Source organism: Marinitoga aeolica, from assembly GCF_029910535.1.
In the GTDB taxonomy this organism is placed as follows: domain Bacteria; phylum Thermotogota; class Thermotogae; order Petrotogales; family Petrotogaceae; genus Marinitoga; species Marinitoga aeolica.
This window is the reverse complement of record NZ_CP069362.1, coordinates 83908-101079: the sequence shown is the minus strand read 5'-3', so window position 1 is coordinate 101079 and position 17172 is coordinate 83908. Positions and strand designations below refer to the sequence as shown.

Here is a 17172-nt window from a genome sequence, read left to right as displayed (position 1 = left end):
TCCTTTAAAATAATGAAATCGATTACATTTTTAAACAAATAAAACTCATTTTTTAAATTTCAACGTACTTTCCCTTATGGAAATATCAACCGGTATTATTACATTTTTTACTTCTTTACCAGAAGATAAATAATGCAACATTTTTGCAGCGTTATAACCAACTTTATAAATATTTTGGTTTATTGAGGAGATTTTTAATATTTTAGATGAAGGTAAATCATCAAATCCTAGCAATGGTAAATAAAACTTTTTCTCGTTCATATAATCATATACACCGTAAGCCATTAAATCAGAACTACAAAATATCCCATCATAATTTAGAATATTTAATTTTTTACTTATTTCATAGCCAGATTTTCTGCTAAAATCCCCATAAACAATATCAATATTAATATCAAAATCTTTCTTTGCATTTAAAACACCATTTAAACGTTGATATGTCACTGCAGGACCCAAATTCCCACTTATATATAAAATATTCTTACATCCTATTTCACTTAAATGTTTAATTCCTAAGTATCCACCTAATTCATTATCAGGATCTACGTAATAAAAATTATTTTTATTATTTCTTCCTATTACAACAAAAGGAAAATTAATAGAATTTAAAAATTCTATCCTTTCGTCGTTATCTTCTAAATCTGTTATGAAAAATCCACTTACCAGATTGCTTTTAATTAATTTTTTATACTGGTTTACACATTGTTTTTCAGAATGAGAATCTACAATAAGTTTTAATTCGTTATGAAAAAAATATTCTAAAATTCCATTTAAAAAAGGTGTTGTATAAGAATCATTTTCTGGCATTTTTGTTCTCAACATTAAGATACCAAATAGATTGGAAGAACGTTTTCTTAATGATTTTGCACTGTAATCTGGTTCATATCCGTATTTTTCAATAATTTCTAAAACCTTTTTTCTTGTTTCTTCTTTAACTTTTTCTGGATTATTAATTACCCTTGAAACTGTAGCTACTGAAACTTCTGCTAAATTTGCAATATCTTTTATTTTCACTATAAACACCTCTTTTGTAATCGATTACATATAGATTATATCAAAAAAATCGTTAAATAAAAATCACAGAAAAATAGGAAAATATGTTATAGAACAAAGTTATTTATGATTAAAGAAAAATATTAAAAAAATTTTAATATATACTAAAAAAGACACCCTATTATAGGGTGTCTGAGAGCTAAAATTATTTTGACGGTGTGTTTTTAAATGCTTCTTCTAATACTTTATTTAAATTTTCATAAAATTCTTTTCCTTGATCACCCAATTGCTCTATTAAGTAGGATTGCTGTTGTAACAATGAGAATGCAGTTTTTGGATTATATACTAATACTGAATGGTATTCAATTCTTCCAGCTTTCATAACATAATATTTTGCAACTACTTCTGCACCAGTTTGAATTGTTTTAGCAAAATTGGAACTTACATTTTTAAACACGTTATTTGCTACAGAAACTACTTTATCATTATCAGTTCCTGTAGTTGAACTTTGTAAAACACCTTGTGCTCTTTGTTGGAAATCTGTAACCACAGAATTCAAATATCTTGCCAATTGTTCTCTAGCATCTTGTTCAGCCTGGGTATACATTACAGAACCCATTCCAGGAGCACCTTCAGCTATTCCATCAAAATACAGTAAAAAACCTTCTTTTTGAAGTTGTTTTAACTCAGGTCCCTTCCCTGCTTTTTTAAACTCAATAACTGCTTCTTTAGGAATTTCTGCTATTTTTACACCATCAATATCAAGCGGTTTAAATGGATAAGTTAAAGTATGATATAAAAAGATACCGCCAATCAATAATGCGACTAACCCTAATCCAACACCAGTCCATAGAATGATATTATTGTCCATACAATCCCCTCCTTTATAATTTCTGTAAATTTAGTTAAATGTTTGTCAATAAAATTATATCATAAAATATAAAAAATACAATTAAATTTTATTGATTTTTTATATTTTTTCATATATAATAATTCGTAAAGCTAAATATGAGGTGATAGTATGCAAAAAGAATTAAAGCTCTATTTTTTTAATAATGCTATTTTAGCATATTCATTTATAACAATATTAATATCCCCAATGTTTGCAAATAAATTAGGGTTAAGTGTTTTAGAAGCGGGGATGGTATTTTCTACAGTTTATGGAATTCAAGCATTGTTAACAATAATTATGGGGCATTATTTTGAAAGAAAATCTCCTAATATTGGATTAGCAATTGGGAGAATATTATTTGCTATAGGAAATGTAATATTAGCATTAGCTTTTAATTCCTATCTTTATCTAATAGCACAAATATTAATTGGAAGCTTCGATGTATTTGCTCCGTTAATAAGCATGTATGAAAGAGCAATTGTGCCTCCATCTCAAAGGAATAAATTTTATTCTTATTTAATATTGATTTCAGAAGGAATAAAAATATTATTATTTTTGCCTATGATATTTTTTATAGATTATGATAATACTACAATTGCATTTTATAGAAATATATTTATTTCAGTATCTGCTTTTAATTTAATATACGCATTTGTAATATTAAAAATATTACCTTTTGTTAATAGTGGCAGTGATTTGCATGAAGATCACATTAAAATACATAAACCTAATTTAAGAAAATTTATTACTGTAATGATTAATCAAATATTATTTTTTGCCAACTTTGGTTTTGGGAGTTATTTAATAATCTCTTATTTTGTAAAAGAAACTCTAAATGGTGATGCCAAAGTAATGATTATATATGAAATAATTTTTTCTTCAACTGTATTAAGTTCAATGTTTTGGAAAAAAAAGATAAAAATATCAAATGAAAACTCTTTAATATTAGGGATGTTTATTATGTCATTCTTTTATATATTGTTATTATTTAATAATTGGACCACTTTTTACCTTTCACATGTAGTTCTGGCTATAGGCTTTGTGTTTTGGTTTTCTTCAAAAGAACCATTAAAGCAAGAATTTGCTCCAAAAAATTTCGGTAGATATGAAGGTTTTTTTAATGGATTTAATCTTTTTTCAAAAATATTTACTCCAGGATTAGCCGGATTTATTGCATCTAAATATTCATATAATACAGTGTTTTTTATATCCTTTTTTGTTCTATTATTTAATACAATAATTACATATTTTGGTTTAAAAAAGGGAGCTTAGGCCCCCTTTTTATTTTCCGATAAAAAAGAGTATAATTAAAATGGAGGTGATAACATGAAAAAAAATATTATATTATTTTTAATGATGTTTTTGTTTATAAATATATTTTCACAAAAAATAATATTTAAAGATTTTAGTTCATATTATAATAATAAAAAAATTGAATGGAAATTTGACATTTCGTATGATGGATCAATATTGTATTTTTTAAATTTTAAAACTGAAGAGATTCCATATGAAATGGAATTTATAACAGAATACAAGAGCGTTTTAATTTCTGGAGAAAAAAAGGGTTATTTGTATAAACTTAATTTAGTTGCTAAAAACATTGATAGGGAAATACTTGGAGAAAGTAATGAAGCTACATTAATTGTATATGATGACGAAGAAGAACCATTAAGGGTTATTGGTGGGAAAGTGAAGAAATACAAAGATAAAAAAACAATACATTTTATACTAAAAAATGTATCTAGTAAAATTATTAAAGAATTTGAATTAAGATACTGGGGTATAGATATTTTAGGAAATCCTATTAGAATAAATAGGAGAAGTGTTTTAAGATATAATGAAAAAGGTACGGAAATAAAACCGTTTGAATATTATAATGTGTATATCGATGTTTATAATGAACCAAATTTGAGATTTATTAAAGGTGAAATATGGAAAATATTATTTGAAGATGACACGAATTGGGAAAAAGTTATCTATTAGTATATTAAATAATTAAAAAGCCCATTATTAGGGCTTTTTAATTAATATATATTATTAGGATTTGAAAGGAATTCTTCTTTAAATTGTATAAATCTGTCTTCTTCAATAGCTTTTCTAACTTCTTTTACAAAATTTATTAAAAATCTTAAATTATGAATACTTAATAAAATTTTTCCTAAAATTTCATCTTTTCTAATAAGGTGATGTATATACCCTCTTGTATGATTTTGGCATGCATAACAATCGCATTTATTGTCTATTGGATCAGTAGAATATTTCCACTTTCCTGCTTTTAGATTAACTTTTCCTTCCCATGTCATAGCTGTTCCATGTCTTCCCATTCTTGTTGGTAAAACGCAATCAAACATGTCCATACCATTTTCTACAGACATCAATATAATCAATGGAGTTCCAATTCCCATAATGTATCTGGGTTTATCTTCAGGAAGTTTTGGTCCTGAATGTTTTAATATTCTTTCAGTTTCAGAATAATGTTCTCCAACAGATAATCCTCCCAATGCAAATCCATCAAAATCAATAGAGGTAATTTGTTTTAAACTTTTATCTCTTAAATCTTCATGGAAACCACCTTGAACTATACCAAATAATGCCTGATCTTTTTTTGTATGTGCAGTAAATGATCTTTTTGCCCATTCATATGTTCTATCAACAGATTCTTCAACATATTTTCTTTCAGCACCAGCTTCAACACATTCGTCAAAAGCCATAGCAATATTAGAACCTATAGTCATTTGTATTTCCATTGAAAGTTCCGGTGTCATCATTATCTTTGAACCATCAAGTGGAGATCTGAATAATACGCCTTCATCGGATATTTTTCTATCTCTTAATGAAAATACCTGGAATCCCCCACTATCTGTTAATATAGGTCTATCCCAATTCATAAAATTATGGAGTCCCCCAACATTTCTCAAAACATCTAAACCAGGCCTTAAAAATAAATGAAAAGCATTGCCAAGAATTATTTCAGCTTCAATATCCTTTAAATCAGAATTTTTTAAAGTTTTTACTGTGCCATTGGTACCAACAGGCATAAAAACTGGAGTTTCTATAATTCCTCTTGGAGTATATATTCTACCTCTTCTTGCGTTTGAATTTTTATCTTTGTGTAATAATTCATATTTTAATGGTTTGTCTTCAAACATTAAATATCCTCCTGTAATTATGATTTTTTTCATCACTTAAACTTCTGATTTTGGTTATTAAATTATCAGTTTCAATGATGAACTCTTTTATATCTTCTAGAAATGTCTTTTTATATTCATCATCTTTTAAATAATTTAAATTATCTTTTACCAGAGTTAATCCAGATTGCATAGTAGCCCATGCATAATATCCTGTGATAATTGCGTCGGATAATAAATTTTGATTACCATATTTTGCGATTACATAAGAGTTATTTAATATACCATATCCACATTTTGCAATTTTAAAAGCTGTTTCTATACTATTTTTTATAGCTACCTCAATTTGGGCATTATCTTTTGATTTTGAAGCTTCTCTAAATTTATTATAAGCATTAACATCTTCATCTGCTAATTCTAACAGTCTTTCTTTACAGACAAGAAAATTTTCTAATGCTTCTTCAATAATTTTTTCATAATCTTCTAATCCTTTTTTATTTATTGAATATCTTGAAACCATTCCACCTAATGAAGCAGCAAGAGATCCACAAATTGCAGCCAATGCGCCTCCTCCTGGTGTTGGCGTTTTAGAATCTAGCTCATTAGCAAATTCTATTATTTTCTTCTCTTTTATCATATTTTCACCTCCTTGAAAAGTTTTTTTTGTATATAAAAATTATACCAGAAAAATTTTAAAATAGTAAATTTAAGGTAATTTTGTGATAAAATCTAAATAAAGAGAAGTATAAAGAGGGAGGAATAAAAATGTACAGTAAAGTTAAAGAAGCAGCAGAGTATATTAACTCCAAAACAGATATTAAACCATTATTAGGGCTTATTTTAGGATCTGGACTTGGATATATAGCTGATGAAATTGAAGATCCGATAATTATTGATTACAAAGACATCCCATATTTTCCACAATCTACAGTAGTAGGACATGCTGGAAAAATGGTTATAGGTATGTTAGAAGGAAAGCCGGTAGTTGCCTTGAAAGGAAGATTTCATGCTTATGAAGGTCATGAGTTAAAAAAATTGATTTTTCCAGTCTATGTATTTAAAGAATTGGGAGTAGAAGGATTAATTCTTACAAATGCTGCAGGTGGTGTGAATAGAACATTAAAACCGGGAGACATTGTAGCAAATACAGATTTTATTAATTTTACAATGAAAAATCCATTAATAGGTCCAAATATGGATGAGTTAGGTCCAAGATTCCCTGCTATGGCGTCACCAATAGATAAAAAATGGTTAAAAAGAATAGAAGAAAAAGCTGAAGAAAAGAAAATAAAAATAGAAGAGGGAACATATTGTTGGATGATGGGACCTTCTTATGAAACACCAGCAGAAATTAAGATGTTAGAAAAATTTGAGGGAGATTTAGTTGGTATGTCAACTATGCCAGAAATAATTGCAGCCAATCATTGTGGTATAAAATCAGTTGCTTTTTCTGCAGTAACGAATATGGCAGCGGGGATACTTCACCAACCCTTAAATCACAAAGAGGTTATGGAAGTTGCAGAAAGAATAAAACATAAATTTGCTAAAGTAGTTAAAATAGCTATAAAAACATTTTGAGGTGATAGTATGATTAGAACAATAGAAGCTATTATTGGAGAAATAAATAAGGTAAAAAATATTATAGTTGTTGGACATATTATGCCAGATGGTGATGATATTAGTTCAGTTTTATCTTTGACAATGGGATTAGAAAAATTTGGGAAAAATGTTAGAGCAGTCATTGATGACAAAATACCTGGGTATCTGGAAGAATTTCCGTTTGTAAAAGAAAAAATAAAATCATATGATTGTATTAGTAAATTTCCGGCAGAGTTAATAATATCAGTTGATGCATCATCACCTGATAGGATAGGAAGAGTGTATGATCATTTTAAATATGCTCGAAGCGTTGTAATTGATCATCATGCAACTAATACTTACTTTGGTAATGTGAATTGGGTTGATAGATTTGGTGCAACTGCCCAAATGGTTTTGAGATTAAATCGAATGTTAGAAATAGAGTATGATTCAGACTTAGCTACAGCAAATTTATTGGGTATAGCAACAGATACAGGTTTTTTCAGATATTCAAATACAGATGCAACGGTATTTGAAGACGTTGCGTGGCTTGTTTCAAAAGGTGGGAAAATAGGTTTAATAAGTAATATGATATTGGAAAATAAACCACTTGAACATTTGAAATTATATAAAGATTTTCTTGATGAAATGAAATTGGAAAATAATAATTCAATTGCATATTCCCATATTACTTTAGATATGTTAAAAAAATATAATATTTTGCCTAAAGATTCACCATCATTTGTAGGAGAGTTAAGAGCAATTAAGGGTGTAGAGGTTGCAATTACTTTTTCTGAGGCAGAACCAAATGTATATCATGTAAGTATGAGATCAAAGGATTGGTTTGATGTTTCAAAAGTAGCTGTTCATTTTGGAGGTGGCGGTCATCCAAGGGCAGCAGGTTTTAGCAAAGAAACGGATAATCTTGAAAAATTAGAAAAAGATGTTGTAAGAACAATTATGAGTTTAATGGAGAGTTATAAATGATATATTTATTTATAATGTTCCTTTGGTTAGGGTTTGTAGGATCATTAAATGATTCTTCGATTTTGTTAGGAATAGTTATTACAGTTTTAGTAGTAAAAATCTCAGAGTTTTTCTTAAAGTCTGAGATTTATGGTTTTATTGAACTGTTTATTTCTGCTATAGGTAGAATACTTCTAATGTATAAGATGACATTTAGATCGCTAAAATTTTTAATAAAAAAAAGTTATTGCGGATTAGTTCCTATTAATGTTGAAAATAAGACAGATACTGAAAAAGCTGCAATAGCTAATTGTATAACATTAACACCAGGAACAATGTTTATATTGGAGGAGAATAAGCATCTTATTATTCATAAATTTTCTGAGACTCCTGATGCGGCACATTCTTCTGATGATGTTTGGAAGGGTGAATTATTTTGATTTATTTAATATTAAATATATTAATATTATTATCTTTGATTTTAATGATTATCAAGTTAATTCTCGGTCCTACAGCATGGGACCGAGTTTTGGCATTTGCTTCAATGTCATCAAAAATATCAATAATATCTTTGGTATATGCAATTACAAAGGGATTTTTTGTAATGATTGATATAATAATTATTTTTCTTGTATTGAACTTATGGGGTATAGTAATCATATCACGTTTTCTTGAAAGAGGTAGAAAATAATGTTTAGTAATCTTTTAATCATTTTAGGAGGAGTTTTAATTTTTCTTGGAAGTATAGGAATGATTAATCAAAAAGACTTATATACACGAATACAATTTGGAGGTATTGCAGATACTGTAGGTACATTTACAGTATTAATAGGACTTGCTTTAAAAGCGCAAAATGAAATATTCAGATTTATAATAATTGGTATATTGGTATTGTTAATTGGACCTGTGTTATCACATGCTATCGCTCATAGTGCAGCACATAATAAAGTAAAGGTGAGAGATAATGATTGAATTTTTTTTGTTAACTTTTTTGGCCATATTGGCATTAATGATGTTTTTTGTGAAAAAATATATTAATGCTATCTTGATTTATGCTGCTTTTGGAACAATATTATCAGGTGTTTTTTTTGTTTTTAACGCTCCAGATGTTGCTGCTGTTCAAATGACTATAGGATCAGCATTTATTATTTTTGTTTATATAATAGCAATAAAAACAAGATCAAAAATTAAAGTTGGTTATATAGAAACACCATATTTATTTGAAAAACATGGTGAAAAATTAATAGGATTTGAAAAAGAATTACTGGATAATTTTGCTGAAAACTCATTTTTTGAAATAGAATTTATCCCAATAAAAAAAGAGAATATATTAAATTATATAAACAGTGGTGAGGTTGATATTATTGTAGGTGGCTTAATAATACTTGATGAAAAAAAATATAAATATTTGTTTTCAAAAAGTTATTTACCTACCAAATTATTTAAATATACAGGAAATATTCCAGAGAAATATGAAAGTATTATTTTAAATAAATTAGAAGAATTTAAACTTATTGATTATTTAAGATTAAAACATTATTTTAGAAAAAAAACAAATATTGCAGCAGAAGAATTTTCTGATAATGGATATAGAATTCTTTTTTCAAAACATAATAAAACATTAAAAGACGAATTTAATAGATTTTTAAAAACATTTATTAATTCAAAAGAATATGAATCTATAGTCCGGAGGAATATTGGATGAAAAAAATAATTTTATCATTAATATCTCTATCAACTCTTTTTTTTCTGTTGTATACAGAAATGCCACAAAAAATTATAAAAAATCCAAATTACAATATAACTGTTTTACAGGATAATGGTTCTTTGAATCTTGTATCGGCTATTGTTTTAGACTATAGATTTTATGATACTTTTTTTGAAATACTGGTTTTTACAGTTACTATAATAGGTATTTCTTACTTTATGAAATTTTTTCAACCATCTAAATATGAATTTTCAAAACCTTCTATTGTTTTAAGGGTTTTTGCACCAGTTATGTTCCCAATAACTTTATTATTAGGTTTTTATAACACACTCACAGGACATTTGTATCCTGGTGGTGGCTTTAATTCTGGAATTATCTTAGGGACTGGTGTATTGTCATTAGCCTTAATAAAAAGATATGAAGAAATTGAAGAAATTTTTGAAAAATCAAGAATCGAAGAAATAAAAGTATTGATTCCATTGTTTATTATAATATATGCAATATTAGGAAAAGTATTTTTTGGAGAATATTTTATCAATTTTTTCCCAAAATTTCAACCAGGAACAATTTTCAGTGGTGGAAGTGCTGTGATGCTGAATTCTTTTATTGCATTTGAGGTTTTTGGTGGTTCATGGACAATCCTTTATCAATTCATCAAACATAGGGGGTTACTTTAATGAATTTATATTTTATATATTCTTACGTTATTATTTTTTTAGGGTTATTTGGTTTAATAGTAAAGAAAGATTTGATAATAAAATTATTTTTCCTGAGTATATTTCAATCCGGTATATTATTATTTTTTGTTATATTAGGATATGGAAAAAATATACCAATAATTATATCTAATACTTTAGTTAATAATGCAGATCCTTTAATACATTCTTTTTTATTAACAGTTATTGTAATAGGATTTGCTACAATTTCTTTATCATTGGTGTATATTATGATATTAGCAGAAAAATTCAAAACTCATAATGTAGATGTAATTGAAGAGGAGCTAGAAAAATAATGGCTATATTATTAATATTATTTCCGGTTTCCATGGGAATTTTAGCTTATATATTTAGAAATTATCATAGGTATATAGGATACCTAACTTACGTATTTTTAATGACTCTAAATACATATTTGACATTTTTGGGACATGAGGAAAGAATATTTCCTGGCGGTTGGGATAGATTAAAAGGTATAGAAATTTATTTTCCCAAAGAGATGTATGTATTAGCTTTTTTCTTTAATATAATGATGTTTATAATTTATTGGAGGGCTGCACGACGACATAATAATATTTTTACATCATTATGGTTAATAATAAATGGTACTTTAATAGGTATTTTGACTTCAGAAGATTTTTTCAATACATATGTTCATTTAGAATTAATATCTATATCTTCATTTTTGCTTATAGGAATGGGAAGAAAAGAAAGAAGAATTTGGGCAAGTTTAAAATACATGTTTTTAAGTTATATAGGGTTAAATTTTTATTTATTAGGAGTTGGACTTATTTATGCTGAAACTGGAAGTTTGAATTTACATATAGCTTTTTCAAAGGAGCCTAATCCGTTAGCTGTTTCTTTTATTGTAACAGGATTGTTAGTTAAAAGTGGTATGATTTTTTTAGCGGCCTGGCTTCCAACAGCTCATTCTGAAGCTTCTTCTGAAATTTCAGCAGTATTATCTGGCTACATAGCTCCTATAGGGACATATGTTTTATATTCATTTTGTTTATATGACGGTTTTTATAATGAAGCAAAAGAATTACTTTTATTGTATGGATTTTTTTCATTAATTATAGGTGGTATTTTAGCTTTTTTTGAAAATGATTCAAAAAGAATATTGGCCTACTCTACGATTTCTCAAATGGGATTAGCGATGATTATTATTGCAGAAAAAAAGGAGTTGTTTATTTTATTTTTTACATTACACATGTTATACAAATCTTTAGCTTTTTATAATGTTGGTCGAATATATGAAAAGACGCATTATAGAGATTTGAATTTATTGAAAACAGTGGAAGGTTATGATGTGAACAAAATTTTAGCGATATTTAGTGTTTTTGGATTATCTGGTATATTTCCTACTCAAACATTTTTTATAAAAGAAGGAATTGGCATACACGGTGAATTAAAAATATTATTATATATTTCTGCTTTTACAACGGCATTTTATTCGATAAAATTAATTTCTGCTTTGAAAATATCAAAAAAATATTATTATCTAATTTTGTTAATACCAGCGATTCCACTTTTAAATTATATGCCATTGCATTTTACCTTGTTTGATTTAGGTATTTCAATTTTAGCTTTGATTTTAGCATTTTTTGCTTCTAAATTTAAAACAATAGCTTTTTCAGTAAAATTAAATTATCTTGAGAATGCCCTTATTATGCAGATATTTTCCATAGTTTTTGGATATTATATAATTAAATTATTATAATGAAGGTGTTTGAAAGGAGGAAGGTTATGAAAAAAATTTTTCTTTTTCTTTTATTAATATTATTCTTATTTTCCTCAACATTTGCTGCTTTAATGAAATCTATAGATGGTAATACTGTTAAAGTAGAAGTTATTGAAATTAAGGATGATAATGTTAAGGTAAAAGTATTTAATCAGATATTAACAGTTCAAAAGGAAAATATAATGTATATTTCTTTCGATGAGAAAACCACAGCAGATTATGGAGTTATAGTAGATGATAAAATTTTTTCCGGAAAACTGACATCGTATTCTTCAACAACTGCAAATATTCAGATGAATATTGGTGAATTTATTTTGAATGATGTTTCAAAATTGAAATTTGTAAATTTTTTACATCCTGAGGTTCCAGACATAAAATGGTTTAGAGAAGAACAACCGCAAAATTTTGATATAACGTTAGGAGATAATTATACTGAAATTAAAGGAAATATATTTGAAGCTAAAGAAAATCAGTTATTTCTAAATATTCCAGTATTGGGTCAAGGAGTTTTAAATCTAAATGTTATAAAAAGTATATCTTATCCAAGATATGAATTTAAAGAACCATATGTACTAAAATTATATAATGGATATGAATTTAAATATGTAAATTTCTTAAAAAAAGTAAATGATTATTATTTCTTTGATCTAGGATATGGGACCTTAAGTTTATTAAATTCTTCTATTTTTGGTTTTTCAGGAGGTATGGAAAATCCTCAGGAGAAATATACATATTTCATTTTAAAAAATGGTATGAAGTTTTTTGGAGATATAACAGGTAGTGATGAAAACAATTTAGATGTAACCAGCATATTCGGAGAACATAAAATTTCGAAGGATTCCATTTTAACCTTTGCGAAAATACCAACTGATAAAATAATGCTTGTTGTATCGAAAGATGAAGTTATATATGGAGATTATAAGAAAGAAAATAGAAAAATTTCTTTTAATCCATATAATAATGGAAAAATTGATATGATATTAATTAATTCTAATAAAGAAAATGAAAGTGTAGTTTCAACTCCTTTGAAAAATTGGGAATTAGAAACAAATGTTGTTAATAAATCATTAGCTCTGAGCAATTATAATTTAATGGCATATGGAAATGATAAAATGGTTATAATAGTTTCTGTTGGGTCTAATGACGGATTTGGTAGTTATAATCATGATGCTAAAGTTACTTCTCTGGCATTTGATGATGAAAGTCAATTGTTGTATTCTGGAGATGAAAAAGGTATTTTAAATGTTTATAATTTAATTACTAAAAAAGTGGATTATATGTTTGATTTTAAAAGCAAAATAACTTATTTAGTTTCAAAGAATAAAGTTTTATATGTAGCACTTGAAAATGGAAAACTATATACAATAACAGGTGTTGAAAGTAAAGAATTAGCTGATTTAAAACAGGAAATAACAAAAGTTAGTGTAAATGATAGAGCAATCTATGTTTCTATGAAGGATGGTACAGTATCTAAAATTGATAAATTTAACGGGAAAAACATCTGGAATGTGAAATTCGATGGTTCTATTACAGATATTTTATTATTAAAGAATGATAAATACTTGATAGCCTCTCAGCTCAATGGAAAAATTTCAATTTTAAATATTGAGAATGGAAGCGTTTTGACTTCGTTTCAATCATTTGAAGGAGTTTATAGTATTTTACCATCATTGTTGAAAAAATATTTTATAGTAGCAGGGAAAAATGGAAAAATTGAGATATGGAATAGCGTTAATTTAAATAAAGTTTCAGAGTTTAATTTAGAAAAGAATATCTCTTATGCATTAGTAGATAATACTGGAGATGTGATTTTCTTATTAAATAATAATTCTATTGTATCTATGAAACTATTTGAATATAAATAAAAAACGGCTCAAAGAGCCGTTTTTTATTTATGTATTTATTTATTCTCTCCAGTTTTTTTAAGATAATTTATTTCCTGAGTAAGAATTATTAGCATTAGCAATGAGAAAAGATATATAAATATTTTAAATTCAGGTGTATTTCCTTCACTAGTATAAACTGCCAACCAGCCAAAAGCATATTTTAATAATTCATATATTCCAATTAATACTGATACAATACCACTTACCACAATATGTGCTGATTTATGATACCATATATTTTTAATGTCTTCCCATAAACCAATAAACGCTATAAGAGAAACCGTTATATAAGAAATAAAAATAAAACTATCATATTTCATATTTAAAAATGCCATTAACAATGATAAAAAACCTATTAGTATTAATATTGTTTTTTTATTTTTCATAGGAAAATTCCTCCTATCAAGTAAACGAAATTAGCAATTAAATAAGCAACAACTAATGTATAAAATAATTCAAAAAATAGCCATTTCCAACTATTCGTTTCTTGTTTTATAACGCTGAGAGTTGCAAAACAAGGGATATACGCTAAAACAAAAAATATTAGAGCCAGAGCAGATCTTGGGGTTAATATAGTTTGTAACGCATATGTTATACCTTCCTGACCAACATTTAAAATTGTCATGTAAGAAGATGCAACAACTTCTTTTGCAACAGCTCCGAATATCAAAGAAATGTTTGTTTGCCAATTCCATCCCAAATGGAGAGTTATAGGCTCAAAAAATTTACCAATATATGCAGCATAGGAATGTGAAATATTATTATTATTTGGGAAATATGATAATAGCCATATAAATATAGTTGCTATTAAGATAATTCCTCCTGCTTTTTCAAGAAAATGTTTTCCTCTATTCCAGGAATACAGAGTTAAATTTCTGAATGTTGGCATTCTAAAACGTGGTAATTCAATAGTAAATGGAACTTCTTCTCCTTTTATGAAAAATGACTGTAAAATTTTTGCTGACAATAATACCAACAATATACTTGAAATATAGACAAACAATAAAATTGTTGCAGCATTTTTGTCAAAAAAGGCGCTAATTAAAAGAATATAAACAGGTAATCGTGCTGAACATGATGCAAAGGGAATACTTAATATTAAAGCCATTCTTTCTTTTTTATTTGCAATAGTCTTTGTTGACATAATTGCTGGGACGCTGCATCCAAATCCCAAGATTATAGACATAAAAGATCTTCCACTTAAACCAAACTTTCTCACCAGTTTATCGACCAGAAAAGCGGCACGAGGTAAATATCCAGATTCTTCTAAAAATCCCATAAAAAAGAATAAAACAAATAATTGAGGTATAAAAATTAAAACTCCACCTACTCCACCTATAATTCCATCCACAACTAATGAATTTAACCATGGAATAGGAATTTTACCATTGAGAAAATTTCCTAAATAATTAAACCCTATATCTATAAGATCAGATAAAGGGCTTGCTATATTAAATGTTAGTGAAAAAACAAAGTATAAAGCTACTACATAAATTAATAATCCCAATATTTTATGTGTCATAACATGATCTAAAATATCTCGCATAGCCCAACTTCTACCTTTTTCTATTACAGAACTTTTAATGATTGAAGAAATGAAAGAGAATTTCCAATTCATAAATTCCGATTTTAATTTATTAATATCAAATTGAGAATTAATATCTTTAATTAATTCTTTTGGATAGTGAAAATTTTTACTTCCAAATTCCAAATAATAAAGGGCTAACCATCTTTTATCATAGGATTTTAAAAAATCGTATTTTTCTAATTTGTTAGAAAAATATTCTATAAAAGAATTAATTGATTCAGTGTACATGAAGTTTCTTACAGGTATACTTTTTCTTTCTGCTATTTTATGTATGGATTCTAATAGAGTATCAATACCTATAAATTTTTTAGCAGAAGTTAAAACAACTGGAATATTCAGTGTTTTTGATATAAATGATGGATTTATTATTTTTCCTTTTGATTGCGCTTCATCAATAGAGTTAATTGCTAAAACAACGGGTAAATTCATTTCCAAAATTTGCATTAAAAGATACATTGATCTTTCTAAATTTAAGGAATCGGCAACTACCACAACCGCATCAGGTGATTCATTTGTTAGGTAATCTCTTGCAACTTTCTCATCATCGCTTTGAGCAGATAATGTATATATACCTGGTAAATCTACTAACTTAAAATGATGACCTTTATATTTAAAAGACCCAACCTTTTTTTCCACAGTAACACCTGGCCAATTGGCGATGTATTGCCTGCTTCCTGTTATTATATTAAATATAGAGGTTTTACCAACATTAGGATTTCCAATTATAGCAATTTCAAAAGTCATAAATCACCCTCCACATCTTTTTTTATTACAATAATTTTTTATGGGACAATCACTGCATTTTAAATTTAATGAATCAAAAGTATTTATTTTTATACCATTAGAAATTAGAAATGGAAAAACTATATTCCACTCTTGTTCTGTTATGTTAAATTTTCTTTTTATATCATTTGTGGAGAGAGGTTCTTTTCTATTTTCAAGGTAGTTTAAAATCTGGTCTATCATAATATCACCACACTGTTATTTATCCAATTTTTTTTACGAGGATCTTTTTTGATCTTCCCTTCCCAAAAATTAATTGTTTTCCATTTATATTTACTATTACTTTACCAAAATGATTATTTAGTACATTTATTTTTGATCCACATTTTATATTCAGGTTTTCTAATTCTTTTCTGAAAAAAACTCCACCTTTAATTAAAAAAATTTCATATGTTCCAGAAGTAGTTTCATCTAAAGAAAATATTTCCTCAGTTACATCTATAAATATTTTTTCAGCTTCATTTCTTCTTATCATGATTTTATTATCATCAATTTTAAAAACCATTGGATCTCCAAATGGAGATTCGTGTACATAAGTAATTTTTTTTCCAGGTATTATTCCCATTGCAATAAATCTTTCTTTAATAGACTCCTCAAATTCTAATCTGATAATAGTTCCGTCCATTCCTATTTTTAAACTACTTAATGGTATTATCACAACAATTCTCCTCCTGAAGCAAGTGATATTTTTCGTTTATATTATATATGAATTCTGTTAAAAAAGGTCGGGTTATAATAAAAATTAAGATTACTTTTATTTTCTTTAAAATAAAAAATTAAGATATTATATAGAAATATTTACATAAAGAAAACAATAATATATCATATTATTTTAAATAATAATAATTATAATGTTTTATTTATATATTCAATTACTTCTTCAAGTTCTTTGATTTTGGTTTCGATTTCATCTGGATTGTTAGAATAAGCAGCTGATCTAACACAAGTTTCGAGATGCTCTTTAAGTATTTGAGAATTTGCTTTTTTGAGTAATGAAATTGAAGCCAAGATTTGCTTTGAGATATCTATGCAATATCTGTTATCTTCAACCATTTTTATAACGGCTTCTACCTGGCCACGTGCAGTTTTTAATACATTTAATGATTTTTTATGTTTCATGTGGTGTGTGTTTTTTTCCATTTTTACCCCTCCATATTTTATTTTGAATATACATAATAATATTATATACT

General features: G+C 26.7%; 21 protein-coding genes. 12 read left to right on the top strand and 9 right to left on the bottom strand.

From position 1 onward, the window contains the following. Nucleotides 1-45 precede the first annotated feature (45 nt). Nucleotides 46-1014 carry a LacI family DNA-binding transcriptional regulator gene (locus JRV97_RS00535; protein ID WP_280999207.1) on the bottom strand — a complete coding sequence of 323 codons (969 nt, stop codon included), beginning with the start codon at nucleotides 1012-1014 and terminating at the stop codon, nucleotides 46-48. Nucleotides 1015-1198: 184 nt separating this feature from the next. Next, complete coding sequence (locus tag JRV97_RS00530; RefSeq protein WP_280999205.1) at nucleotides 1199-1864, bottom strand: hypothetical protein; 666 nt, start codon at nucleotides 1862-1864, stop codon at nucleotides 1199-1201. 150 nt (nucleotides 1865-2014) lie between these two features. On the opposite strand from JRV97_RS00530, the gene JRV97_RS00525 reads away from it, so the two are divergent. Together JRV97_RS00525 and JRV97_RS00520 are read left to right on the top strand one after the other, a co-directional pair. Then, on the top strand, nucleotides 2015-3157 hold the full coding sequence (locus JRV97_RS00525; RefSeq protein ID WP_280999203.1) for an MFS transporter: 1143 nt from the start codon (nucleotides 2015-2017) through the stop codon (nucleotides 3155-3157). Nucleotides 3158-3211: 54 nt separating this feature from the next. Continuing rightward, nucleotides 3212-3868, top strand: coding sequence for a hypothetical protein (locus JRV97_RS00520; protein ID WP_280999201.1), 657 nt, complete (start codon nucleotides 3212-3214; stop codon nucleotides 3866-3868). Nucleotides 3869-3909: 41 nt separating this feature from the next. On the opposite strand, the gene tgt is transcribed toward JRV97_RS00520, so the two are convergent. Together tgt and JRV97_RS00510 are read right to left on the bottom strand one after the other, a co-directional pair. Beyond that, nucleotides 3910-5067 carry a tRNA guanosine(34) transglycosylase Tgt gene (tgt, locus tag JRV97_RS00515; protein ID WP_280999199.1) on the bottom strand — a complete coding sequence of 386 codons (1158 nt, stop codon included), beginning with the start codon at nucleotides 5065-5067 and terminating at the stop codon, nucleotides 3910-3912. Then, nucleotides 5027-5650 (bottom strand): cyclodeaminase/cyclohydrolase family protein, encoded by a 624-nt coding sequence (locus JRV97_RS00510; RefSeq protein WP_280999197.1) that lies wholly within the window; start codon nucleotides 5648-5650, stop codon nucleotides 5027-5029. The genes tgt and JRV97_RS00510 overlap by 41 nt, the downstream gene beginning before the upstream one ends. A 128-nt stretch (nucleotides 5651-5778) precedes the next feature. On the opposite strand from JRV97_RS00510, the gene JRV97_RS00505 reads away from it, so the two are divergent. Genes JRV97_RS00505 through JRV97_RS00460 form a run of 10 tightly spaced genes read left to right on the top strand, consistent with a single transcriptional unit; the run spans nucleotide 5779 to nucleotide 13590 of the window. Then, a complete protein-coding gene (locus tag JRV97_RS00505) occupies nucleotides 5779-6591 on the top strand; it encodes a purine-nucleoside phosphorylase (protein WP_280999195.1) in 813 nt (270 codons plus the stop codon). Between the two features lie 9 nt (nucleotides 6592-6600). Then, a complete protein-coding gene (locus JRV97_RS00500; protein WP_280999193.1) occupies nucleotides 6601-7578 on the top strand; it encodes a DHH family phosphoesterase in 978 nt (325 codons plus the stop codon). Beyond that, the gene (locus tag JRV97_RS00495; protein ID WP_280999191.1) at nucleotides 7575-7997 is read left to right on the top strand and encodes a Na+/H+ antiporter subunit E; all 423 of its coding nucleotides are present in this window, start codon (nucleotides 7575-7577) and stop codon (nucleotides 7995-7997) included. Before JRV97_RS00500 ends, JRV97_RS00495 begins: the two co-directional genes overlap by 4 nt. Continuing rightward, nucleotides 7994-8248 (top strand): monovalent cation/H+ antiporter complex subunit F, encoded by a 255-nt coding sequence (locus tag JRV97_RS00490; protein WP_280999189.1) that lies wholly within the window; start codon nucleotides 7994-7996, stop codon nucleotides 8246-8248. The genes JRV97_RS00495 and JRV97_RS00490 overlap by 4 nt, the downstream gene beginning before the upstream one ends. After that, nucleotides 8248-8529 carry a cation:proton antiporter gene (locus JRV97_RS00485; RefSeq protein WP_280999187.1) on the top strand — a complete coding sequence of 94 codons (282 nt, stop codon included), beginning with the start codon at nucleotides 8248-8250 and terminating at the stop codon, nucleotides 8527-8529. Before JRV97_RS00490 ends, JRV97_RS00485 begins: the two co-directional genes overlap by 1 nt. Next, a complete protein-coding gene (locus JRV97_RS00480) occupies nucleotides 8522-9262 on the top strand; it encodes a transporter substrate-binding domain-containing protein (protein ID WP_280999185.1) in 741 nt (246 codons plus the stop codon). Before JRV97_RS00485 ends, JRV97_RS00480 begins: the two co-directional genes overlap by 8 nt. Next, complete coding sequence (locus JRV97_RS00475) at nucleotides 9259-9942, top strand: MnhB domain-containing protein (RefSeq protein ID WP_280999183.1); 684 nt, start codon at nucleotides 9259-9261, stop codon at nucleotides 9940-9942. Before JRV97_RS00480 ends, JRV97_RS00475 begins: the two co-directional genes overlap by 4 nt. Continuing rightward, entirely contained in the window at nucleotides 9942-10277 is a 336-nt protein-coding gene (locus JRV97_RS00470; protein WP_280999181.1) for a cation:proton antiporter subunit C, read from the top strand. The genes JRV97_RS00475 and JRV97_RS00470 overlap by 1 nt, the downstream gene beginning before the upstream one ends. Beyond that, nucleotides 10277-11704, top strand: a complete 1428-nt coding sequence (locus tag JRV97_RS00465; RefSeq protein ID WP_280999179.1) for a complex I subunit 5 family protein — start codon at nucleotides 10277-10279, stop codon at nucleotides 11702-11704. The genes JRV97_RS00470 and JRV97_RS00465 overlap by 1 nt, the downstream gene beginning before the upstream one ends. A 26-nt stretch (nucleotides 11705-11730) precedes the next feature. Further along, nucleotides 11731-13590, top strand: a complete 1860-nt coding sequence (locus JRV97_RS00460; protein WP_280999177.1) for a WD40 domain-containing protein — start codon at nucleotides 11731-11733, stop codon at nucleotides 13588-13590. 35 nt (nucleotides 13591-13625) lie between these two features. On the opposite strand, the gene JRV97_RS00455 is transcribed toward JRV97_RS00460, so the two are convergent. From JRV97_RS00455 to JRV97_RS00435, 5 genes are all read right to left on the bottom strand, one after another. Then, nucleotides 13626-13997 (bottom strand): hypothetical protein, encoded by a 372-nt coding sequence (locus tag JRV97_RS00455; protein ID WP_280999175.1) that lies wholly within the window; start codon nucleotides 13995-13997, stop codon nucleotides 13626-13628. Further along, entirely contained in the window at nucleotides 13994-15943 is a 1950-nt protein-coding gene (feoB, locus tag JRV97_RS00450; protein ID WP_280999173.1) for a ferrous iron transport protein B, read from the bottom strand. Before feoB ends, JRV97_RS00455 begins: the two co-directional genes overlap by 4 nt. Nucleotides 15944-15946: 3 nt before the next feature. Continuing rightward, a complete protein-coding gene (locus JRV97_RS00445; RefSeq protein WP_280999171.1) occupies nucleotides 15947-16165 on the bottom strand; it encodes a hypothetical protein in 219 nt (72 codons plus the stop codon). Nucleotides 16166-16184: 19 nt separating this feature from the next. After that, complete coding sequence (locus JRV97_RS00440; RefSeq protein WP_280999169.1) at nucleotides 16185-16640, bottom strand: FeoA family protein; 456 nt, start codon at nucleotides 16638-16640, stop codon at nucleotides 16185-16187. Between the two features lie 188 nt (nucleotides 16641-16828). Further along, complete coding sequence (locus JRV97_RS00435) at nucleotides 16829-17122, bottom strand: metal-sensing transcriptional repressor (RefSeq protein ID WP_280999167.1); 294 nt, start codon at nucleotides 17120-17122, stop codon at nucleotides 16829-16831. Nucleotides 17123-17172: the final 50 nt, after the last annotated feature.